The sequence below is a fragment of the Shewanella sp. NKUCC01_JLK genome, from assembly GCF_019345615.1.
Taxonomy (GTDB): domain Bacteria; phylum Pseudomonadota; class Gammaproteobacteria; order Enterobacterales; family Shewanellaceae; genus Shewanella; species Shewanella oncorhynchi.
Map to the genome: position 1 here is coordinate 21,761 of NZ_JAHKRD010000020.1, position 22,465 is coordinate 44,225.

The following is a 22,465-nucleotide window of genomic DNA, read 5'->3' on the forward strand; positions in this document are numbered from 1 at the left end:
TTTTCGCTGTAAATGAGGCAAATTGAAAGTATCGCAGGGCGATAGTGTCGATTCGGTTGTAGGTTAAAGCGCAATTACGTACAATTTGCGGCTCTTCGATTGGTCAGTCTCGGAAGACTAGGATCACCTCATTTGCAAATGTCGGAATCAAGCATGACTCAAGAACAAACGCCGTTGGTTGAGATCCGTAATTTGGGGTTTAGCCGCGGTCAGCGTGTGATATATGAAGATATTAGCCTGTCCATTCCAAGGGGCAAGGTGACGGCGATCATGGGGCCGAGCGGCATAGGCAAAACGACCCTGTTGAAATTGATTGGCGGCCAATTAACGCCTGACCATGGACAAGTTTTATTCGACGGTCACGATATCCATGGCGTGAGTCGTAATGAATTATTTAGTCTGCGTAAGCGGATGAGCATGCTGTTTCAGAGTGGCGCGCTGTTTACCGACATTAATGTGTTCGATAACGTGGCGTTTGCGCTGCGTGAACATTCTGGACTGCCTGAAGACATTATTCGCACTATCGTGTTGATGAAACTTGAAGCCGTAGGTTTACGTGGTGCCGCTCAGATGATGCCGAGCGAATTGTCCGGTGGTATGCAACGCCGCGCCGCATTAGCTAGAGCCATAGCGCTTGAACCTGAAATGGTGATGTACGATGAGCCTTTTGCAGGGCAAGACCCAATATCGATGGGTGTGTTAGTAAAGCTTATTCGTGAGTTATCCGATGCGCTGAATCTGACTTCAATTGTAGTGTCCCACGATGTGGATGAAGTGCTTGGCATTGCCGATTATGTATATGTGGTGGCTGACAAAAAAGTCATCGCCCACGGTACCCCTGAAGAATTAAAGTACGCTGATAATCCGCAGCTGAAACAGTTTATTCAAGGTGCTCCGGACGGCCCTGTGCCGTTCCATTATCCGGCAAATGATTACCAGCAAGAATTAATGGCAAAAGGAGTTGGCAAGTGAAGTTAATCGACAGTATTGCCGACTTAGGCCGCAGCGCGATTGAGCTAGTGCTCGGTTTTGGCCGTGCAGGCCTTATGCTGTGGGGCGCGATTTTTCGCTGGCCACGCGTGCGTAAAGGTTTTCCATTATTAGTGCGCCAGATTTATGTGGTCGGTGTGCAATCCATGGTGATTATTTTAGTCTCAGGACTCTTTATCGGCATGGTGCTCGCACTGCAAGGCTACAACATCTTAGTTGGTTTTGGCACCGAAGAAAGCTTAGGTCCTATGGTGGCGCTCAGTTTACTGCGTGAGTTAGGGCCAGTTGTTACCGCGTTATTGTTTGCGGGACGGGCGGGTTCAGCATTAACTGCTGAAATTGGTTTAATGAAAAGTACTGAGCAGCTTTCCAGTTTAGAAATGATGGCGATTGACCCATTAAGGCAGATTATTGCACCGCGCTTTTGGGCTGGAGTGATCAGTATGCCATTGCTGGCGTTGATGTTTACCGCTGTAGGTATTTATGGCGGGCACCTTGTTGGCGTGGAATGGAAGGGAATCGACAGCGGGGCGTTTTGGTCGATTCTGCAGGCGTCGGTCGAATGGCGTCAGGACATAGTTAACTGCTTGATCAAAAGTGGTGTGTTTGCCGTAGTGGTCACTTGGATTGCGTTATATCGCGGTTATCAAGTGATCCCAAATCCGGAAGGCATCAGCCGTGCAACGACCCAGACTGTCGTTCAGTCGAGCCTCGCTGTATTGGCATTGGATTTTTTACTGACAGCCCTGATGTTTGGCCGCTAACGGAACACTGCGGATTTCGACACAGGTTAGATGGATTAACAGAGTGGTAGCTGAACATGTTGACACGAAAAATTGAATTATTAGTGGGTGTGTTTCTTTTAACAGGATTGGCCGCTTTTTTGGTCTTAGTCTTTAACGTCGCCAATATTGAAGTAAAAAGCAGCGATAGCACTTATACCATACAAGCCAATTTTACCAACATTGGTGGTTTGAAGGTGCGTTCGCCAGTCAAGGTTGGCGGTGTTGTCGTTGGCCGAGTGAGCAGCATAGATTTAGACCCAGTTAAGTTAGTGGCTGTGGTCACGTTAGTGATGGACAAGCGTTACGATAAATTCCCTGAAACCAGTAGTTTAGCCATTTTGACTTCGGGTTTGTTGGGCGAACAATTCTTAGGGTTAACACCGGGTTTTGTCGACGATGATGTCAGTATGCTGAAAGACGGCGATAAGATTGACGACACTCGCTCGGCATTAGTGTTGGAGGAGCTGATTGGTCAGTTCTTATATAGTATGGGTTCGAAGGATAAATAGGGGTTACCGCTATGTTTAAAAACTTATCTCGTTTTTTATTGCCGTTAGTGATGGTTTTAGGGGCAACGAGCGCAGTCGCCGCTGATGTGGTTGTCGATACGACAGATCCGTATGCCATGGTGAAAGCCGTTGCCAATAAAACCTTCGATCGTTTTCACAAAGATAAAGCATTAATCGACGCAAATTCAGACCATTTAAAGGTGATTGTTCGTGAAGAACTCATGCCTTATGTCGATTATAAATACGCTTCTTATAAGGTATTAGGCCAATATCTTAAGGATTCAACCGAAGAGCAACGCAATCGTTTCGTCAATGCTTTTGAAGGTTATTTAATCTCTACTTATGCTCAAGCCTTTACTGAATATACTAATCAAAAAGTGGAATTCTCACCTGGGATTGATTTCAGCAAAGAGAAAATGGTCGATGTAAACGTGCAGATCATCGAAGCCGGTCGCCCACCGATTAAACTGTTGTTTAAGGCGCGCCGTTTAAAGGATGACTCATGGAAGGCATTTGATTTAGTTGCCGAAGGTGTGAGCTTACTGTCTTCTAAGCAGTCGGAAATCTCTAATCTAATTCGCCAACAGGGTATCGATCCCGTGATTAAGATGCTCGAAGATCGCACTAAAGAGAAAGTGGTCATGAAGGCTAAGTCTGGGAAGTCACAGTCGTGATTGAATTTGTGCAACAGGGGACAGTTTGTCATCTCAAAGGGCGCATAACCCAAGCCGATGTCATTACACTTTGGCCACAGCGGCAACAACTGCTAAATGAGTCAACCCAGATATTGTCTCTGTCTGGGCTCGAATACAGTGATAGCGCTGGCATGGCATTTTTGCTGGCGTTAGTGCGTGAACATCGCAGCCAACTTGTATTGAGTTCTGCTTCACCACAACTTAAAAAACTAATTGATTTATATGATTTAGATGCCTTCTTTACCGAAGAAGCGCATTGAGAATAGGGTAATAGATTTCATGGAATGCAGCTTAATCGAACAGATTTTACGTGATGCGTTAGGGCTTGAAGAAGTTCACGCTAGCTCGGATGGTAGCCATTATAAAGTGATCGCCGTAGGTGAATGCTTCGATGGTATGAGCCGAGTCAAACAACAACAAGCCATTTATGCACCGTTGACGGCACACATTGCCAGCGGTGAATTACATGCATTAACGATCAAAACTTTCACGCCGACTCAATGGAAACGCGAAAAAGTTTTCAACATGCCTAGCTAGTGAGGAAAAGTGGATAAACTAACAATTCAGGCAAGCCCCCCGCTTGCCGGTGATGTGATTATTTCGGGTGCTAAAAATGCAGCTTTGCCTATTTTGATGGCGGGTGTATTGGCTGAAACCGATTTTGTGGTTTCTAACGTGCCGAATCTTCGCGATGTGAGTACGAGCTGTAAGTTATTACGCTGTCTCGGCGCTGAAGTGACTGAACTCGGTGACGGACAGATCCGCATTTCTACCACTAATCTGAATGAGTTTTGCGCTCCCTATGATCTAGTGAAAACCATGCGTGCTTCTATCTTGATCTTAGGGCCGTTATTGGCTCGTTATGGTACCGCAGACGTGTCATTGCCTGGCGGCTGTGCCATTGGCGCAAGACCGGTGAACTTGCACTTACATGGCCTCGAAATGATGGGCGCCAAGATTGAAGTGAAAGAAGGTTATATCAAGGCCCGTGTTGATGGTCGTCTTAAAGGCGCACATATCTTTATGGACATGGTGAGTGTTGGTGCTACCGAAAACTTACTGATGGCCGCAGCATTGGCCGATGGCGAAACCGTGATTGAAAACGCGGCCCGCGAACCTGAAGTGATCGATCTCGCTAATTGCTTAATTGCCATGGGAGCAAAAATCACTGGTGTAGGCAGTGCGACACTGCGTATTCAAGGGGTTGAGCGTTTACAGGGCTGCAATTACCGAGTTATGCCAGATCGTATCGAGACTGGTTCCTTCCTCGTTGCTGCCGCGGTGACCCGTGGTCGTATTCGTTGTTTAAAAGCCGATCCTGCTTCACTGGAGTCGGTTATTGCAAAACTTGAAGATGCAGGCGCGACGATTACTACCGGCGAAGATTGGATTGAGCTCGATATGCAGGGTAAACGTCCGAAGGCGGTGAATATCAAGACGGCACCTTATCCTGGTTTCCCAACCGATATGCAGGCGCAGTTTTGTGTACTCAATGCCTTAGCGCAAGGCACGGCAACCATAACTGAGACTATCTTCGAAAATCGTTTTATGCATGTGCCTGAACTTATCCGTATGGGCGCTACCATGGAGCTTGAAGGTAATACCTGCATCATTCAAGGGATTGAATCTTTAAGTGGTGCTCAGGTAATGGCGACGGATTTACGTGCGTCAGCGAGTCTAGTGATTGCGGGCTTAGTGGCCGATGGTAAGACGATTGTCGATCGTATCTATCACTTAGATCGTGGCTATGAGCATATTGAGAATAAGTTTCAAGGTTTAGGCGCACAGGTTGTGCGTATTCAGTGATCTGTTACTGACTTAAGCTAATTTTGAATCATTAAAAAACCAGCTAAAAGCTGGTTTTTTGTTTTCTGCATTTGAGCGCGTAATACTGAGTGACACTCTAGTTATCGATCACAATCTTCTCATCGATAATCACAGGTAACTCTTGTTGTTTACCTTGGCGTATCACAGTCATCATCACTTTCTTACCCGGTGTGGTTTCAGCGATGCGGTCCATTAGCATCTCAACGCCTGGCACATCTTCACCATCGTATTTAATAATCACATCCCTTGGCATTAGCAGGGCACGGGCCGCAGGGCCATTAGGATCGACACCCGTAACGAGCACACCTTTTAGATCGGGTAGATTAAGGATTTGTGCCACTACAGGATTAATCGGCTCGCCAGAAATCCCTAAGGCACCACGGATCACGCGGCCGTTTTTAATCAACTTACCCATAATGCTGTGGGCTAATTTAATCGGGATAGCGAAGTTAATCCCGTGGCCGCCGCCTTCTTCACCCACTTGGAATGCTGCGGTATTGATACCAATAAGGCTGCCGTTAGTGTCAATGAGTGCGCCACCCGAGTTACCCGCATTAATCGCTGCATCGGTTTGTAGGAAGTCTAAGTAACCTGAACTTAAGCCGTTACGCCCCGTGGCACTGATGATGCCTTGGGTAATGGTCTGGCCTAAATTGTAGGGATTACCAATAGCGAGTACGACATCACCGACTTGAGGCGGACTGTCGAGATTAACGGGGACAATTGGTAAGTTATCGCCTTCAATTTTAAGTACCGATAAATCGGTTTCAGGATCGAAACCAACCACTTCAGAGGTAAATTTGCGTCCATCTTGCAGGGCGACAACAATCTCATCGGCCTTCTTAATGACATGATAATTAGTGAGAATATAACCTTCTTTACTCATTATCACCCCAGAACCTAGACCTTGAAGTGAGCCTGAATTAAGCGGGCGATTCTGATCTATGCTGAGGCTATAAATATTCACAACGGCAGGAGCTGCACGGCGTACCGCCTTGGCAAAGGATAGCTCGACTGTGTTGTTGGCACGGGTTTGTAGCAGACTACTACCGAGGGATTGGTTATCGAAATAACGTGTCACCAATAAAAACATGGCCGCCATGATAAGGCCGAAAAGGGTGGCTTTACCGAGATATAACAGAGTGTCTTTTATAGTCATGGCAGGATGGATCTAGAAAAAGGTGAGTTAGATTAACATGTTTAATCGATGTAAGCATAGGGAACCTAAGCTCCCTATGCTTATCTATGGCAGAAAAAATGGCCTATTTTGTCGATTAACGTAGGACTAAATACAACATGCTCTTATCACGCATTATCTTCAGTGCAACGGCACCTTCTTGATCTTTAAGTTGTGCTTTCAGTGTCTTAAGATCTTTAATCGCAGTACGGTTAATACCGACAATCACATCTCCTTTTTGTAAGCCACTCATGGCCGCGGGTGAGCCTTGTGCGACATCGGTAATTTCAATGCCCTTAGATGAGTTTTCTAAGGACGCACCTTGCAGCATAGGATGCACGGCACCAGCCGCTGTTTCACTGGTTTGGCTCGCTTCACCTAAGGTCACTTTAACTGTTTTCTTATCACCGTCACGGATGAGTCCTAACTCAACGTTAGCACCTGCACCCATAGTGGCGACTTTAGCCCGCAGTTCTTGGAATGACTTAATACCACGGCCATCAACGCTGATGATAATATCACCTGCTTTTATACCGGCCTTCTCTGCGGCACTGCCCTTGGCTACTTCATTCACGAAGCCACCGTGTTGAGTGTCTAAACCGAAACCTTGGGCGAGTTGGCTATCGAGATCACGTCCCGAAATACCTAATACACCGCGGCGTACTTCTCCGTGTTCGGCAATTTGTGCCACGAGGTTTTTCACCATATTAGCAGGGATGGCAAAGCCAATACCGACGTTACCGCCGCCCGGTGCTACGATTGCGGTGTTAATCCCAATTAACTCGCCGTTAAGATTGACGAGTGCGCCACCCGAGTTACCACTGTTAATCGCGGCATCGGTTTGAATAAAGTTTTCCAGCATTTCAATGCCTAAGCCGCTACGGCCTAAAGCACTAACAATGCCCGAGGTGACGGTTTGACCTAAACCGAAGGGGTTACCAATGGCAACGGCAAAGTCACCTACGCGTAAATCATCGGAATCAGAGGCTTTGATTGCGATGAGATTTTTCGCTTCAATTTGCAATAATGCGATATCTGACTCTGAGTCAGTACCAATCAGTTTTGCTTTTACTTCACGGCCGTCGTGAAGACCAACTTGAATATCATCAGCACCGTCAATCACATGGTTGTTCGTGACGATATAGCCTTTTTCTGCGTCAATAATGACGCCTGAGCCTAAGCCTCTAAAAGGACGTTCTTGCACTTGCTCTTGTGGCGCATTAGGGCCGAAAAAGTAACGGAAAACATCAGGTACTCTTTGCTTAGAAACATGAGTCCCCGTTACCGCTACTGATACGACTGCGGGCGTCGTACGCTCAAGCATAGGCGCAAGACTTGGAATGGATTGTCCCTCAACCGTCTGTGGAATGGCGGCCTGTGAGACGACAGGCATTATAGTCAGGGTCGCGGCTAACATTGCGGCTGAAAGTACAGATAATTTTGTTTTCATCTATTCATAACTCCAAATAAGGGTTGAAAGATCTGGATGTAATGCATCAGCAATCGTGCGAGTGCCAGATCAAATCTGTATCGGTACCGGCTATTTGCCTAGGTAATCACTCTGACTCGCACCTTATTGAAAAAGTTCATTATATTAATAAATGTTAATTTTTTTAGCCTATTTTATCGGCTGTTTTATACTTGTTGCCGAACAGAAATCTGTGGGTGAGATTAGGATTTTTCAAGCCCTAATATCAGCAGATTTTGCCGATTAAAATGACCTACAGCATAGATGCTTATTAGACGTTTGTATGCAGTTTAGCGTTAAGGTAAAAGTCGTATTCTGCATTAATATATCCTGCGTCATATTGGCCGTGCTAATATCGTCACAGTTTTAATAAAGGACATAAGAGAATTTAAACGTGCCTCAGTTAAGCCCTTGGCAGCATTATCAAAAAGATCTTACTCGTGATGGTTTTTCCCATGATCCGGCTCAAGAAATTGCCGTTAAGGCGTTACAACGCGTCTATGAAGACTTAACTACGGCAGAAGAACCGAGTTCTATTGTGGGGAAATTGTTTAGCGCATTAGGCTTAAAATCGGCACCAGCATCACCTAAAGGTCTGTATCTTTGGGGCGGAGTTGGGCGCGGTAAAACCTACCTGATGGATACCTTTTTTGATGCCTTGCCTGGTGAACAAAAATTGCGGGCTCACTTCCATCGCTTTATGCATCAATTGCATTTAGATTTGGATGAGTTAAAAGGCGTTCGCGATCCTTTGTTGGTGATTGCGAAAAAGATGGCTGCGAAATATCGCGTTATCTGTTTCGATGAATTCTTTGTCTCTGATATTACCGATGCCATGCTATTAGGTACGCTGTTTCAAGCGTTATTTAAAGAAGGCGTTGTGCTGGTTGCAACTTCGAATATTATCCCCGACGACTTATATAAAAATGGCTTACAGCGCGCACGTTTCTTACCTGCGATAGCCCTAATTAATCAACATTGTGAAGTGCTCAATGTGGATTCTGGCATTGACTATCGATTGCGTACCCTTGAGCAAGCAGAGATTTATCATCATCCATTAGATGCACAAGCTGATGCCAATCTGATACGTTATTTTAGCCAGTTAGCGCCTGAGTCTGAGGTGCTTACTGCTGACATCGAAATAGAAGGCCGCAGTATTAGTATTCGGCAGCAGGCGCAGGGCGTATTGTTGGCCGATTTTAGAGCGCTCTGTGATGGTCCACGAAGCCAGCGTGATTACATGGAACTTGCGCGGATTTATCACACTGTCCTCGTGAGTGGCATAGAACAAATGGGCGCCTTTTTGACTGGCGATGACATCGCCAGACGTTTTTTAGCTATGGTCGACGAATTTTACGAGCGCAATGTAAAGCTGATTGTATCGGCTCAAGTGCCACTCGAAGATATTTATGCCGATGGTTTGCTTAACTTCGAATTTAGGCGTTGCCGTTCACGCTTAATTGAGATGCAATCCCACGATTATTTAAAAACCGAACACCTGCCGTAACCCAGTAGTGTAAGAGTTTTGCATTAGCTGCGGCCTTAAATCACCAGAGGCTTGTTAATCCTTAGGATGACAAGTCCAATTGGTCGATATTTTATAATTTTTATCAAAATATCAGGTGATTTTTAACTCAGCTTTGTCTATACTCCGCCACCTGCCCACGTTACTCCGCCAATTGGGCGGAAGTTGTAAGCCGAAGTCGGTGCTCGAAGGGGTACTAAAAAGGCAATTTTGTGTTGTTTGCAAATGCAGACAGCATGTGAGACAGAAAATTAACTTTGGGTTTTTGTAATAATGAAGACTTTTACTGCTACACCAGAAACTGTAACTCGTGACTGGTTCGTCGTCGACGCAGACGGCAAAACTTTAGGTCGTATCGCTACTGAAATCGCTGTCCGTTTACGCGGTAAGCATAAGCCAGAATACACTCCACACGTTGATACCGGTGATTACATCATCGTTGTTAATGCTGAAAAAGTGACTGTTACTGGTAACAAAGCGAAAGGCAAAACGTACTACTCGCATTCAGGCTTCCCTGGTGGCATTAAGCAAATCAGCTTTGAAAAGCTGCAAGCGCAAAAGCCAGAAATGATCATCGAGAAAGCAGTTAAGGGTATGTTACCAAAAGGTCCTCTGGGCCGTGCCATGTTCCGTAAACTGAAAGTTTACGCTGGCGCAGAACATAACCACACTGCACAACAACCTCAAGTTCTTGATATCTAAACGGGATTAAGCAAATGGCTGCAACTCAGTACTACGGCACTGGCCGTCGCAAAACCTCTACAGCTCGCGTTTTCGCTAAAGCAGGTAGTGGCAACATCGTTGTAAATCAACGTCCTTTGGATCAGTATTTTGGTCGTGAAACTGCTCGTATGGTTGTTCGTCAACCTTTAGAGTTAGTTGAAATGACTGACAAGCTGGACATCTATGTAACTGTTAAAGGCGGTGGTATCACTGGCCAAGCAGGCGCAATCCGTCACGGTATTACCCGTGCTCTGATGCAATTAGATGAAGCACTGCGTCCATCACTTCGTTCTGCTGGTTTCGTTACCCGTGACGCTCGTAAAGTTGAGCGTAAGAAAGTGGGTCTACGTAAAGCACGTCGTAAGCCACAATTCTCTAAGCGTTAATTCGTTTTTGGAATATCAAAAAACCCAGCCTATGCTGGGTTTTTTATTGGCTAAAAATTGACGGTATAAGAAAACTCTTTGGTTGGAGTATGCTGATATACAATAAATTTATATTAAGCGAGTGAGTTTGAGGTAAGCATGACTTTTCAAATTTTTATGCTAGCAGTGGCACTTGTGTTGGTTTTGGAAGGCCTTGGGCCATTATTATTCCCAAATAAATGGCGTCGTTATTTAAATGAACTCTCCCATCAAAATCAGCAAGTTATCCAGCGACTTGGTGGGGCATTAGTCACTGCTGGAGTCGTGATTTGGGTTATTTTTGCGTAAAAAATAGCCTGCTTGCCCTTATTAACTAAGATCTGTTAAAATTCTTTTTTAACCGCAACCTTGCAGCAAATAATGGGCAAAAACGTAGTTGTTCTCGGCACCCAATGGGGTGACGAAGGAAAAGGTAAGATTGTCGACCTTCTAACAGAACAGGCAAAATATGTAGTGCGCTATCAAGGCGGCCACAATGCTGGTCATACCTTGGTTATCGACGGTGAAAAAACCGTTCTTCATCTGATCCCATCGGGTATCCTGCGCGATAATGTGAAATGCATTATTGGCAACGGTGTGGTGCTTGCACCTGACGCCCTGATGAAAGAGATCAACATGCTGAAAGATCGTGGAGTTCCTGTTGAGGAACGTCTGTTGATCTCTGAAGCGTGTCCGCTGATCCTTCCCTTCCATTGTGCCCTTGATATTGCCCGTGAAAAAGCGCGCGGTAATAAAGCTATTGGTACAACTGGCCGTGGTATTGGACCTGCGTATGAAGACAAGATCTCTCGTCGCGGTCTGCGAGTAGGCGACCTGTTCAATGCTGAACTGTTTGCTGAAAAGCTGAAAGAAGTTATGAAATATCATAACTTTATGCTGACAGAGTACTATCAAGTCGAAGCGGTTGATTACGAGCAAACGCTAGCAGATGCTTTGGCTATGGCCGATTATCTGAAGAGCATGTGTGTTGATGTGACTGAACTATTGGATACTGCACGTAAAGCCGGTGAGCCAATTCTGTTCGAAGGCGCTCAAGGTACATTACTCGACATTGACCACGGAACATACCCATTTGTAACCTCTTCAAATACCACTGCCGGTGGTGTTGCGACGGGTTCAGGTTTTGGTCCGCGTCACTTAGACTATGTCTTAGGTATCATGAAGGCTTACACCACTCGCGTAGGTGCAGGTCCATTCCCAACTGAACTATTATGTGAAGTCGGTGATCATTTAGGTACTAAAGGTCATGAGTTTGGTGCAACAACGGGTCGTAAGCGTCGTCCAGGTTGGTTGGATGCTGTAGCAATGCGCCGCGCAGTTCAAATCAACAGTGTTAGCGGCTTCTGCTTGACTAAGTTAGATGTACTTGATGGTCTGAAAGAAGTGAAGATTTGTGTCGGTTATCAGAATCCTGATGGCACTATCTCTAAAGTCACTCCGCTGGCCGCTGAAGGTTATGAACTGGTTACGCCGGTTTATGAAACTATGCCGGGTTGGAGCGAGTCGACTTTTGGCGCGACATCAATTGAGCAACTGCCTCAAGCAGCGATCAATTATATCAAGCGTCTTGAAGAGTTATTAGAAACACCAATCGACATTATCTCTACGGGTCCTGATCGTAACGAAACCATGATTTTGGTTAATCCGTTCAATTAAGATCTGTTAAGGCCGTGTTTCACGGCCTTTTTCTCTGCTTCTTTATGCCTTTCTCTGTTTTATTCTGCGGTTAGAAATTCAGCTCAAGCTCAAGAAATAGGTTATACTGCCGATGCAAGTATTCATCCTACTGTCATTGAGAGTCGTTATGCTACGTACAGCACTCGTTGCGCTACTGCCTTTAGTATCTTCAATGTGCTTTGCTGAAACGCAGGCGGTGGATATTTATAGTCAAGATCAATTGCTTGATTTGATCCGTAGCAATCAATACTTAGCGAAAGTGAAACGTGATGATTGCCAGTTAGTCCAAGACATTGAGGCGCGAGCCCAAGTCTTAAAACAGCCTTTATATCAATTCCTTTGGGGCGAAATGCTCAATCATGGAACGTGTGTGAAGGCTAACCCTGTGAAGGGTATTGCTTTGTTACGTGACTCGGCCGAACAAGGTAGCTCAGAAGCGATGTTAAAGCTTGCCGAGTATTATCAGAGTGGGAAATTTGTCATCCGCAATAAAGACAGAGCAGTGCATTATTTACTGCCTGCGGCTGCAAGTGGCAGTTTATCCGCTCGTATGATGTTAGTTCGTTTATTCGGTGAAGGTTATGGTAGTCCTAGGGATTACGAGATGGCCTATCACTGGTTATATAACGATGTATTTGCGGACGAGGCGACTAAGAATAAAGCCTTGTCTTTACTGCAGGTGTTAGCAGCTAAAATGCCCCCCAGTGCAGTGGCGCGGGCCCAGCAAGAACAGTTGCGAACCCGTTAAGTGGTCTCTTAATCTAGAGACACATTATTTGGATATTGAATGATCAAAGACCCTCATTTTGAGCGTGAACAGGATAAGTACGAAAACCCTATCCCAAGCCGTGAGTATATTCTCGATTACTTACGTTCTCAAAAATCACCTATCACTCGTGACAGCATTGCCGCGGCGTTAAACATCCAAGAGGAAGAACAACTTGAGGCCCTGCGCCGTCGCCTACGTGCGATGGAACGCGATGGCGAACTTGTGTTCACCCGTGGGCAGAGCTATGGCTTACCCGAGAAAATGGATCTGATCCCCGGCACAGTGCTCGGACACAGAGAAGGCTTCGGCTTTTTCAAACCCGATGAAGGCGGTGATGACTTATTTATTTCGAACCGCGACATGCTGATGTATTTCCACGGTGATAAAGTGCTGGCGCAAAAAGCAGGCACAGATCGTCGTGGTCGTCGCGAAGCACGTTTGGTGCGTTTGATCCAGCCGCGCAGTGCTGCAATTGTTGGCCGTTATCATGTTGATAGCGGTATGGCATTTGTCATTGCCGATGATAAGCGTATAACCCAAGAAATCTTAGTCGCGAATGAAGATCGCAACGGCGCCCGTCAAGGCGATGTGGTTGTGGTTGAATTAACGCGTCGCCCAGGTCGTTTTGTTAAGGCTGCGGGTAAAGTGACTGAAGTGCTTGGTAAGCAAATGGCGCCGGGGATGGAAATCGAAATCGCCCTGCGTAACTATGACTTACCCCATACTTGGTCACCTGTGATCGAGAAGAAACTGCGCCGTATTCCCGATGAAGTAACCGACGCCGATAAAGTCGGTCGTGTGGATTTACGTCATCTGCCATTAGTGACTATCGACGGTGAAGACGCCCGCGATTTTGACGATGCCGTGTATGCGGAGAAAAAAGCCGGTGGCGGCTGGCGTTTATGGGTTGCGATTGCCGACGTCAGTTATTATGTGCGTACCGATTCTGCCTTGGATACCGAAGCGCGTGCCCGTGGTAACTCTGTGTATTTCCCATCGCAAGTGATCCCTATGCTGCCGGAGAAAATCTCTAACGGCCTATGTTCGCTTAATCCCCACGTCGACCGTTTATGTATGGTCGCCGAGATGACCGTATCTGCTAAAGGTAAGTTATCAGGTTATAAGTTTTATCCGGCTGTGATGTATTCCCATGCCCGTTTCACTTATACCCAAGTGGCAGCAATGTTAGAAGGCGGCCCCATTGCGCCTGAGCATGAGGCTTTGTTCCCGCATTTGCAGTGTTTACAGTCATTGTATTTAGCGCTCGATGAGCAAAGAGCCGAGCGTGGTGCGATTGCGTTTGAAACCATGGAAACGCAGTTCATTTTCAATGAGCAGCGCAAGATTGATAAAATCGTGCCGCGTGGCCGTAATCAAGCCCATAAAATCATTGAAGAATGTATGATTTTAGCCAACGTTTCTGCAGCTAAGTTTGTGAAGAAACACAAAGGCGAAGTCTTGTATCGTGTGCATGAAGCGCCATCCGAGCAAAAATTGGCAAACTTTAAAGAGTTCCTTGCTGAGCGTGGTTTAAGCATGCCCGGCGGACTTGAGCCAACGCCGTCAGATTACCAGAATGTGATGTTGCAAATTGCCGACCGCCCTGATGCTGAACTTATCCAAGTGATGTTACTGCGCTCTATGCGTCAGGCAATTTACACTCCGGATAACGAAGGTCACTTCGGTCTGGCTTTAGAAGAATATGCGCATTTTACCTCGCCCATTCGCCGTTATCCGGATTTAGTGTTACATCGTGTGATCCGTTATTTACTGGCGAAGGAAAGGGGCGAAGCCACTGAGAAGTGGACGCAGGATGGTGGCTATCATTATCAGCTCGATGAGCTCGACAAATTAGGCGAAGAGTGTTCAACCACAGAACGTCGTGCCGATGAAGCGACTCGCGATGTTAGCGATTGGCTGAAGTGCGAGTTTATGCAAGATCACGTCGGCGATACCTTTGAAGCTGTGATTGCCTCAGTGACCAGTTTTGGTTTGTTTGTGCGCTTAAATGAACTGTTTATCGATGGCTTAGTGCATATCTCAAGTCTAGGTAGCGATTACTACCAATTCGACCCTATGCGTCAACGTCTTATCGGTGAGCACACAGGTCAAGTTTATCAAGTCGGCGATCCTGCGACGGTTAAGGTTGCTGCAGTCAACTTAGATGACAGACAGATTGATTTGGTTATGCTGGGTGATGACGGCAAAGGTGGTAAACGTAAAGCATCTGTCAGCCGTGATAAGCCGATGACAGCCCGTGAGCGCGTTAATCGTGAAGGCGCTAAGCAAGGTAAAGCAGGCAAAACCGCGGTATCTAGCGCCAAGGCTGAAACAGGCAAAACCAAACCTAAGGCCAAAGCTGGCACTAAAGCTAAAAAAGCAGCAGTAAAAGATCCGGCTAAAAAGCCAAAAGCCGCTAAGCGGAGCACGAGAAAGAAATAAATGAAAAAACAAGATATTATTTTTGGGATCCACGCAGTTGAAGCCCTGTTAAAACACAGCCCTGAGCGCATTATTGAGTTGTGGCTGTTACAAGGTCGTGACGATGAGCGCTTAACTGTGCTGGCCGATCAGGCCAAAGCCTTTGGCACGACGATTCAAGTCGCTTCTCGTAAAGCCTTAGATGACAAAGCGGAAAGCAGCCAACATCAAGGCATAGTCGCGCGCGTTAAAGCGGCGAAAGTATTGAATGAGCAAGATTTAGATGTGCTGCTTGCTAACACTGAGCAAGCATTCCTGTTGATCTTGGATGGTGTGACGGATCCCCATAACTTAGGCGCTTGCCTACGTAATGCCGATGCGGCTGGCGTACAAGGTATTATCGTGCCTAAAGACAATTCAGTTGGCTTAACTGCGACTGTGAGTAAAGTGGCATGTGGCGCTGCGGAAACAGTACCTTTATTCCAAGTGACTAATCTTGCGCGCACTATGCGTCACCTGCAGGATAAAGGTGTGTGGATTGTGGGCACTGCGGGCGAGGCAGATTGCGAGCTTTATCAAGCGGATCTCAAGGGATCATTGGCGATTGCTATGGGAGCTGAAGACAAAGGCTTACGCCGATTAAGCCGTGAGTCTTGCGATTCACTGATCTCTATCCCTATGGCCGGTAGTGTGTCCAGCTTGAACGTATCGGTTGCAACGGGTATTTGCCTATTTGAAGCAGTGCGTCAGCGTCGTAGCTAATATGCTCACGTTTGCCTGATCTCACATATGCAGTATCAGGCTTGAAGTAACAACTGGTCGTAATAAAAAGGCGGATTAACGATATAAAGTTAATCCGTTTTTTATTGGCCTTTTTTACGTCATCGCTTTGTCTAGGTTAACCTGATTGCTATCAGTTTCATCTATTTGAGCGGCTTCAGGCTCTGCTTGCTCAATATCGAAACTAAAGGCGAGTTGTTCCTCATCACTGTCATTATCATCGATAATATCGTCATCGACGCCATCGGCCCCTAAATCATGCTCCGATTCATCTAAGTTAGCGCTTGGCGTCATATGCTCTTGAATTGATTCAACATCAACCCGTGGGTCCAACGCTGCCGCCAGTGGTGACGAGACTAAGTCGCCCGTCGCCATTATGTAGTCTTGGGTGACATTGGTTTCGACTTTTTGCTGTGAATGTACATAACGTAAACGCACAAAGAGTATTAAGGTACAGGCTGACATAAAGCCATATAACATGTTATTGCCAAACCATTGCATTAATGTCGATGCGATAAGCGGACCGATACTGGCGCCTAAGCCGAAGGTTAATAATATTGTTGCTGATAAGCCGACCCGCTCATTTTGCTCTACTCGAGAGTTGGCAAGCGCTGTGGCAAGCGGATAAAAAGTGAAACCTAAAATACCAAATAGGAAGGTCATCACCAGCGAAATCACCGGGTGATAGGGAGTTAAAGCGATAGCTAAGGCTAAGATACCGAGCAATATACAGTTGATACGGATAAGGCGACTGCGGGACATAATGTCGGACAATTTTCCCATTGGCCATTGTGCCAGTAATCCCGCTAAAATCGTTGCCGTCATATACGTGGCGACTTTTTCAGGTGGTAAACCTAAGTTACTGGCGTAGGCGGGAGCGAGACCATAAAACGAACCCACTATCATGCTACCAATCGCGATTGTCGTGAGTGCTTGTGGCGCTTTTTTCCAGTAATAGGCAATTTTGAGTGGGGCAGGAACTAAGGGCGCAGGGTGAAGACGACGCGTGAGTGAAATCGGTACGATACAGAGTGAAAAACAAATTGCGATAAGCAGTAGTGGCTCTAGTCCTAATTCGGGGAAAATACTGATCGCACCTTGGCCCAAGATTAAACCGAAGTAAGATACGATCATATAACTCGCAAACACTGTGCCCCTTTGATTACTTTCAGCTTGTTCGTTAAGCCAACTTTCTAACACCATGTATTGGCACATCATCCCCATGCCGACCACGAGTCTGAGGAGCAGCCAAACCGCTAGCTCATCCACGAGTGCATGGCCTAATGCCGATGCAGCGACTATGCCAGCACTGGCGACAAAGGCGCGGATATGGCCCACTTGAGCGATAAGTCGATGACCAATCTTAGAGCCTGCCACTAGGCCAACATAGTAGGCCGACATCATGCCGCCAATCCATATTTGTGGCACATTCATCACTGAGAGCCTGAGCCCAAGATAGGTGGTAAGCAAGCCGCCGGCTAATACCATTAATAATGTGGTGCTATATAAAGAGGCGAAAGTGCGCAGCGGATTAGTCATATACAACTCCGAAAACACAAACTAGATTGATAATGAGGAGTGAGTATATCAGGGGTTAGTGTTTATGTTGTGTTGCAAATTGTTGGTAAATCTTGATTAATTGCGCATTTCTGCTCAAAAAATCACTGAATTATGTCGGAACAACTCAAGGGGATGCTTGTAAAGCATTCACATAGACGCCAGCCGAGTAGGCTATTAGCGTCATCTTACTCTATGTATTTCGTCGTATTTTTTAAAAAGAGTTATCTAAAAGTGTAAAGCAAGTTGAAGGTGGTGATGGTATCCATGGGTTGGCTTCCTTCTGGTACCACTTCAGTGTATTTGATGTTCATACCGATCTTAAATGCCCAATCTTGGAACACCAGATTTTTATAGTTCATATCTAAGGTGAGGGTGTTGTTGTTCTCGCCCACTTCCGCGGTGAGATCGGCATTGAGACTGCTGTATTCCTGTAGTTTTTGAGAGAATTTGGCAGCGGTACGAAGAATGACATCTTTTTCGGCATCAGGGCTGGGGATGGTTACCGATTCTGCAGGTAAGTTATATCGATAACCTGGGCCGAACTCGAGACTGAGTTTTGTTTTATAACTACTGATAGCATTGAAACCGTAACCACTCGAAAGCGTTGATATTTGCGTGTAACTACCGAATTGATCCCAAGTAAAATCACCACGTCCGAAGACATAACCCTTAGTCAGTTTATAGCTCGATTGTAACTGTAGCTCATATTTTTCGGAGGTTGTTTGACTTTTTTCTGAGGCAAAATAGGCTTTTAGTGTGGCTTCTTGCTTGGTTTGCTTTGTATCGTAAATCAGTTGGGTTCGACCATTAAAACTGCTGGATTCGGTATTGCCTGTGTTCAGTTGCAAGCCAGCTTCGATTTCCGCGGTAAAATCGCTGGGCGGTTCCTGATAATCAGGTGGAACAAGCGCAAGCGCAGGAAATGAAAGGAAAAACAAACTGATTGGCGTAATAACTTTTAGCATTATGTTTTATTCTTGGTTAGCTGATTTCAGACGTCCGAATGTAGGCGAACCGCCATCATACCTGTATTGATTGGCGAGGCAAAGTTATTGCTTGAGTTTCTGGCTTGCTTTCTGTACTATCTCGCGCTCAAATCAGTCACTATTTTTCGTTCCTTGCCTCCATTTGGTTTGACTGAGCCAATACCGAGGCTACATAACCGTAAGGAGCAATAAATGCGTCATTACGAAATCGTATTTATGGTTCACCCAGATCAAAGTGAACAAGTACCAGGTATGATTGAGCGTTACACAGGTGTTATCACCGAAGCTAACGGCACAATCCACCGTTTAGAAGATTGGGGCCGTCGTCAACTGGCTTACCCAATCCTTGACCTGCATAAAGCTCACTACGTTCTGATGAACGTTGAAGCTAAAGCAGAGACGATCGAAGAGCTAGAAACAGCTTTCCGTTTCAACGACGCAGTTCTGCGTAACATGGTAATGCGTACTAAAGTTGCCGTTACTGAAGCATCTCCAATGGCTAGAGCTAGAGATGAGCGCGATTCACGTCGTGGCCCAGCTGGCGAACGCTCATATGATGAAGCTCACGCTGAAGAAATCGCTGAGTAAGGTAATCTGTGACCACCAATAACTTGGTGTTGTCAGGAACGATAACTCGTTCAAGACGCTTTAAAAGCCCAGCAGGTATTGCACATAGTGTAATTATGTTGGAACACAAATCGCAGCGTTATGAAGCCGAAATGCTCCGCAACGTCTACGTACAAATTCAAGTGATATTGAGTGGCCCACGCTTTGAAAGCGTCGCAGAAGATCTGAAAGCAGGTGTGGAAGTACAAGTGCAAGGCTTTATGACGCTTCAACAGGGGCGTAATGGTCAGAACCGCTTAGTCATCCATGCCGAAAATGTCGAATTGAAAACTTAGGAGACTGTCAACATGGCACGTTATTTCCGTCGTCGCAAGTTCTGCCGTTTCACCGCTGAAGGTGTTGCAGAAATTGATTACAAAGATATCGTTACTTTAAAGAACTACATCACTGAAAGCGGCAAGATTGTTCCTAGCCGTATCACTGGTACTAGTGCTAAATATCAGCGCCAACTAGCTCGCGCTATCAAGCGTGCTCGTTATCTTTCTCTACTGCCATACACTGATTTACATCAGTAATTGCAGTATTCCTAATCGAATATAGAGGATTTGATAATGAACGTTATTCTGCTTGATAAAATCGCTAACCTAGGCAACTTGGGTGACCAAGTTACTGTTAAAGCTGGTTACGCTCGTAACTACCTTTTGCCACAAGGTAAAGCTGTTGTTGCTAACGAAAGCAACGTTAAAGTATTTGAAGCTCGTCGCGCTGAATTAGAAGCTAAATTAGCTGCTGAATTAGCTGCTGCTAACCTACGTGCTGAGAAAATCACTGCACTGGAAGCTGTTGTTATTGCTTCTAAAGCGGGTGATGAAGGCAAACTGTTTGGTTCAGTTGGCAACCGTGACATCGCTGATGCAGTGACTGCTGCTGGTGTTGAGCTGGCTAAATCAGAAGTTCGTTTACCATTAGGCGCTCTGCGTACTACTGGCGACTTTGAAGTTGAAGTTCAGTTACACACTGAAGTTAAAGCTGTTGTTAAAGTTTCTATCGTTGCAGAAGCTTAATTACTCCTTGCTTTAATCTTAAGAGAAACACCGCTTCGGCGGTGTTTTTTTATAGCTGAAATTTAGGTTTTGATATCGGCTCTGCGATGGATTTAAGCGATAGGTGATACGCGCCTACTCATTCAATCTCATCATCCCAAAGTGTATTCGCTGCTAAAATACGAGCCCAAATAAAAGCCGCTTACTGCATAACAGTGAGCGGCTTTTTGTTTAGAGCAACGGATTTAGCTCAAGGTATTAATTTCTCACTAAATCCAATTCTTGGATTAAGTTATCGGCATGGTCGACTTCATCCATCATCCACAGGATATAGCGAATATCCACGTGCACTGCACGGGTGATGGTTGGGTTGAAGAACCAATCTTTAGTGATAGCTTCATAGGTTGAGTCGAAGTTAAGGCCCACTAACTCACCTTTTCCGTTGAATACTGGTGAGCCGGAGTTACCACCTGTGGTATCCACACTCGATAAGAAGTTAACAGGTACTGAGTTAAATTCTTCTGGTTTATCTAAACAAGAGAAGAGTCTGCAAATCCAGCCGCGGGGATCTTGATAAACCGACTTCACCAGATGATCGCCAAAACGTTGTTCGCTAATCGCATCGAGGAGTTTTTTCGGCGCATTATAGGGCTCAACGCCTGTGTGTTTTGCGACTATGCCATCAAGACGAGTAAACGGCTGTTTATAGAGCGCATCACGTGATTGATAACCATCAACCATGCCATAGCTGATCCGTAGCGTACCGTTGGCGTCAGGATAGACTGGCCAGTTGTTTGCTTTGTAGTATTCGATCACGGCCGCCATATAATCAGGGCGAGCACTAGACAGCTTGCCGTCTAAGATTTTTTCTGACTTTTCCTGTGCCATATTCGTGTCATAAAGTGCTACGGCTAAACGAATAAAGGGATCTGCACTGGTTTCGAAAGCGCTAGCATCGGCATTCATCCACGCAAGGCGCTTAGCTTGGTCTGTGAGCGTAGTGAGTGAGTACAAACCATCGAGTTTAGCTGCGAGATCGGCATCTTTCGTGTTCACATTTAGCATCTCATCGAGTGCTGCTACGCGATTTGATTGGCTAAGGTAAGCATTTAAATCCTGTAGCCACAAAGTCTTATCAACAGTGACATCAAAACTTGAATCGATACGTTTAAGACGTGAGCTTAACATAGCAATATCACGTTCTTGGTAGCCTTGCTCACGCTCGGCATCGGGCTTTTGTTTTTCTTTAGCAAGACGGTAGAGGCTGTTTGCTGCGGTTAACAATGTGCTAGATTGGGCATTGGTAAAGTAGTAATTACTTTGGAATGCTTGTTGTTGCTCGGCGAGTAACACTTCTAACTCAGCAATGAGATTTTGATTTAGCTTAGGGTTTTGTTTAAGCCAAGCTAAAAAATTATCTTCACGGCTTTGCTTAATGCCAATGATATCCGTTGCTTTAAAACCCGCTAATAGGCCGTTGAGTTTCTTCATCCGGTTGGCCATTGAGGCCATATTACCTGCGTACTTAATGGCGATATCGGCATCTTTTTGTCCCATAGCCTCGATAGTATCAATCTGTAATTGATAACGCTTAGCTTGGGTTGGGTACAACCAATCACTGGCAAATTTAAGTTCACTGCTCAGGTTGTAACGGCTAGTCGTGCCTGGGTAACCCGCCACAAACACGCCATCACCGGCTTTTACGCCATCGGCATTGACCTTAAGGTAGCTCTTTGGCTGGTAAGGAATATTATCGTCGCTATAAGCAGCAGGTTTGCCATCTTTACCCACATAAGCTCGTAGGAAGGCAAAATCACCCGAATGGCGTGGATATTCATAGTTATCAATATCGCCACCATAGCCCCCAACACTTTCAGGTGGTGCGTAGACTAAGCGCACATCGCGGATCATCAATTGCTTGATTAAGTAGTATTCTAAGCCGTTATGGAAACTGCGCACATTACAACGATAGTTAGCATCGGCTTCACAGCTTTTGATGAGCGCTTTACTGTGATTTTGAATGTCTTCGTAACGACTTAGCGGGTCTTGGCTGAGGTCTTTATTGATTTGCGCGGTGACATTGGTCACTGCTTCTGTGATGTATAAACGTTCGTTAGGACCGGCAGAGGGTTCCTTGTCCATCGATGTTGCTAAAAAGCCTTGTTCTAGGTAGTTATGCTCTTGCTTAGTGTTATATTGTATCGCCTTGTAGGCACAATGGTGGTTTGTCACAACTAGCCCTTGGGGGGAGACAAAACTGGCGGTACAATAGCCCAGCCCAACCACAGCGTTCATTGGATAACTTGTCAGATCGGCCAGTTTTTCTGCCGGAATATCAATTCCGCGTTCACTGAGTTTGTCTGCAATTGAAGGCATTTGATAAGGTTGCCATTGTCCTTCGTCGGCAGTTGCTATGCCGGATGTCAGTACTAAGGCCGCAACCAATGCAATACGCATGTTCTTTCCTTATTGATTGTTAGAGTGTCCGTTGGAATGAAATAACAGGCGAGTGTAAACATCCTGTTTGCTTGACGCGGG

General features: G+C 45.8%; 24 protein-coding genes. 19 read left to right on the forward strand and 5 right to left on the reverse strand.

Going from position 1 to position 22,465, the window contains the following annotated elements:
• Nucleotides 1-153: 153 nt before the first annotated feature.
• Genes mlaF through murA form a run of 7 tightly spaced genes read left to right on the forward strand, consistent with a single transcriptional unit; the run spans nt 154 to nt 4,785 of the window.
• Entirely contained in the window at nt 154-972 is an 819-nt protein-coding gene (mlaF, locus tag KO537_RS19125) for a phospholipid ABC transporter ATP-binding protein MlaF (RefSeq protein ID WP_063882287.1), read from the forward strand.
• Complete coding sequence (gene mlaE / locus KO537_RS19130; protein ID WP_105251396.1) at nt 969-1,754, forward strand: lipid asymmetry maintenance ABC transporter permease subunit MlaE; 786 nt, start codon at nt 969-971, stop codon at nt 1,752-1,754. Before mlaF ends, mlaE begins: the two co-directional genes overlap by 4 nt.
• Nucleotides 1,755-1,810: 56 nt before the next feature.
• A complete protein-coding gene (gene mlaD / locus KO537_RS19135; RefSeq protein ID WP_028759401.1) occupies nt 1,811-2,284 on the forward strand; it encodes an outer membrane lipid asymmetry maintenance protein MlaD in 474 nt (157 codons plus the stop codon).
• Between the two features lie 11 nt (nt 2,285-2,295).
• Complete coding sequence (locus tag KO537_RS19140; RefSeq protein ID WP_105251397.1) at nt 2,296-2,958, forward strand: ABC transporter substrate-binding protein; 663 nt, start codon at nt 2,296-2,298, stop codon at nt 2,956-2,958.
• On the forward strand, nt 2,955-3,239 hold the full coding sequence (locus tag KO537_RS19145) for an STAS domain-containing protein (RefSeq protein ID WP_105251398.1): 285 nt from the start codon (nt 2,955-2,957) through the stop codon (nt 3,237-3,239). Before KO537_RS19140 ends, KO537_RS19145 begins: the two co-directional genes overlap by 4 nt.
• A 19-nt stretch (nt 3,240-3,258) precedes the next feature.
• Entirely contained in the window at nt 3,259-3,516 is a 258-nt protein-coding gene (locus KO537_RS19150) for a BolA family protein (protein WP_006086065.1), read from the forward strand.
• A gap of 9 nt (nt 3,517-3,525) precedes the next feature.
• Nucleotides 3,526-4,785, forward strand: a complete 1,260-nt coding sequence (murA, locus tag KO537_RS19155) for a UDP-N-acetylglucosamine 1-carboxyvinyltransferase (protein WP_105251399.1) — start codon at nt 3,526-3,528, stop codon at nt 4,783-4,785.
• A 97-nt stretch (nt 4,786-4,882) separates the two neighbouring features.
• On the opposite strand, the gene degS is transcribed toward murA, so the two are convergent.
• Nucleotides 4,883-5,965, reverse strand: a complete 1,083-nt coding sequence (degS, locus tag KO537_RS19160; protein ID WP_198573775.1) for an outer membrane-stress sensor serine endopeptidase DegS — start codon at nt 5,963-5,965, stop codon at nt 4,883-4,885.
• 115 nt (nt 5,966-6,080) lie between these two features.
• A complete protein-coding gene (gene degQ / locus KO537_RS19165; protein WP_105251401.1) occupies nt 6,081-7,433 on the reverse strand; it encodes a Do family serine endopeptidase DegQ in 1,353 nt (450 codons plus the stop codon).
• Between the two features lie 412 nt (nt 7,434-7,845).
• Here degQ and zapE point away from each other — a divergent pair, with 412 nt between their 5' ends.
• The 8 genes from zapE to rlmB all read left to right on the forward strand — a co-directional run bounded on the left by zapE (nt 7,846) and on the right by rlmB (nt 15,753).
• Nucleotides 7,846-8,958: a cell division protein ZapE gene (gene zapE, locus KO537_RS19170; protein WP_105251402.1), complete on the forward strand. Its 1,113-nt coding sequence runs from the start codon at nt 7,846-7,848 to the stop codon at nt 8,956-8,958.
• 291 nt (nt 8,959-9,249) lie between these two features.
• The gene (gene rplM, locus KO537_RS19175; protein ID WP_105251403.1) at nt 9,250-9,678 is read left to right on the forward strand and encodes a 50S ribosomal protein L13; all 429 of its coding nucleotides are present in this window, start codon (nt 9,250-9,252) and stop codon (nt 9,676-9,678) included.
• A 14-nt stretch (nt 9,679-9,692) separates the two neighbouring features.
• Complete coding sequence (gene rpsI / locus KO537_RS19180; RefSeq protein WP_006083052.1) at nt 9,693-10,085, forward strand: 30S ribosomal protein S9; 393 nt, start codon at nt 9,693-9,695, stop codon at nt 10,083-10,085.
• A 138-nt stretch (nt 10,086-10,223) separates the two neighbouring features.
• On the forward strand, nt 10,224-10,412 hold the full coding sequence (locus KO537_RS19185; RefSeq protein ID WP_105251404.1) for a DUF2065 domain-containing protein: 189 nt from the start codon (nt 10,224-10,226) through the stop codon (nt 10,410-10,412).
• 72 nt (nt 10,413-10,484) lie between these two features.
• Nucleotides 10,485-11,780: an adenylosuccinate synthase gene (locus tag KO537_RS19190; RefSeq protein WP_028759421.1), complete on the forward strand. Its 1,296-nt coding sequence runs from the start codon at nt 10,485-10,487 to the stop codon at nt 11,778-11,780.
• A 112-nt stretch (nt 11,781-11,892) separates the two neighbouring features.
• The gene (motX, locus tag KO537_RS19195; protein WP_113939975.1) at nt 11,893-12,549 is read left to right on the forward strand and encodes a flagellar protein MotX; all 657 of its coding nucleotides are present in this window, start codon (nt 11,893-11,895) and stop codon (nt 12,547-12,549) included.
• 39 nt (nt 12,550-12,588) lie between these two features.
• Nucleotides 12,589-15,012 carry a ribonuclease R gene (gene rnr / locus KO537_RS19200; protein WP_173246889.1) on the forward strand — a complete coding sequence of 808 codons (2,424 nt, stop codon included), beginning with the start codon at nt 12,589-12,591 and terminating at the stop codon, nt 15,010-15,012.
• Nucleotides 15,013-15,753: a 23S rRNA (guanosine(2251)-2'-O)-methyltransferase RlmB gene (gene rlmB / locus KO537_RS19205; RefSeq protein ID WP_028759536.1), complete on the forward strand. Its 741-nt coding sequence runs from the start codon at nt 15,013-15,015 to the stop codon at nt 15,751-15,753.
• 114 nt (nt 15,754-15,867) lie between these two features.
• Here rlmB and KO537_RS19210 read toward each other — a convergent pair whose 3' ends face one another.
• Together KO537_RS19210 and KO537_RS19215 are read right to left on the reverse strand one after the other, a co-directional pair.
• Nucleotides 15,868-17,310 carry an MFS transporter gene (locus tag KO537_RS19210; protein WP_173246886.1) on the reverse strand — a complete coding sequence of 481 codons (1,443 nt, stop codon included), beginning with the start codon at nt 17,308-17,310 and terminating at the stop codon, nt 15,868-15,870.
• Between the two features lie 242 nt (nt 17,311-17,552).
• Nucleotides 17,553-18,296 (reverse strand): DUF481 domain-containing protein, encoded by a 744-nt coding sequence (locus tag KO537_RS19215; protein WP_173246883.1) that lies wholly within the window; start codon nt 18,294-18,296, stop codon nt 17,553-17,555.
• A 213-nt stretch (nt 18,297-18,509) separates the two neighbouring features.
• Between KO537_RS19215 and rpsF the strand changes: the two genes are divergently transcribed.
• The 4 genes from rpsF to rplI are packed head-to-tail and all read left to right on the forward strand — an operon-like array spanning nt 18,510 to nt 19,948.
• Entirely contained in the window at nt 18,510-18,905 is a 396-nt protein-coding gene (gene rpsF / locus KO537_RS19220; RefSeq protein ID WP_105251410.1) for a 30S ribosomal protein S6, read from the forward strand.
• A gap of 8 nt (nt 18,906-18,913) precedes the next feature.
• Complete coding sequence (gene priB / locus KO537_RS19225) at nt 18,914-19,219, forward strand: primosomal replication protein N (protein ID WP_105251411.1); 306 nt, start codon at nt 18,914-18,916, stop codon at nt 19,217-19,219.
• Between the two features lie 12 nt (nt 19,220-19,231).
• Nucleotides 19,232-19,459 carry a 30S ribosomal protein S18 gene (rpsR, locus tag KO537_RS19230; RefSeq protein ID WP_006083042.1) on the forward strand — a complete coding sequence of 76 codons (228 nt, stop codon included), beginning with the start codon at nt 19,232-19,234 and terminating at the stop codon, nt 19,457-19,459.
• Between the two features lie 36 nt (nt 19,460-19,495).
• Nucleotides 19,496-19,948: a 50S ribosomal protein L9 gene (rplI, locus tag KO537_RS19235; RefSeq protein ID WP_113939970.1), complete on the forward strand. Its 453-nt coding sequence runs from the start codon at nt 19,496-19,498 to the stop codon at nt 19,946-19,948.
• A gap of 237 nt (nt 19,949-20,185) precedes the next feature.
• On the opposite strand, the gene KO537_RS19240 is transcribed toward rplI, so the two are convergent.
• Entirely contained in the window at nt 20,186-22,384 is a 2,199-nt protein-coding gene (locus tag KO537_RS19240; protein ID WP_219235359.1) for a S46 family peptidase, read from the reverse strand.
• Nucleotides 22,385-22,465 lie beyond the last annotated feature (81 nt).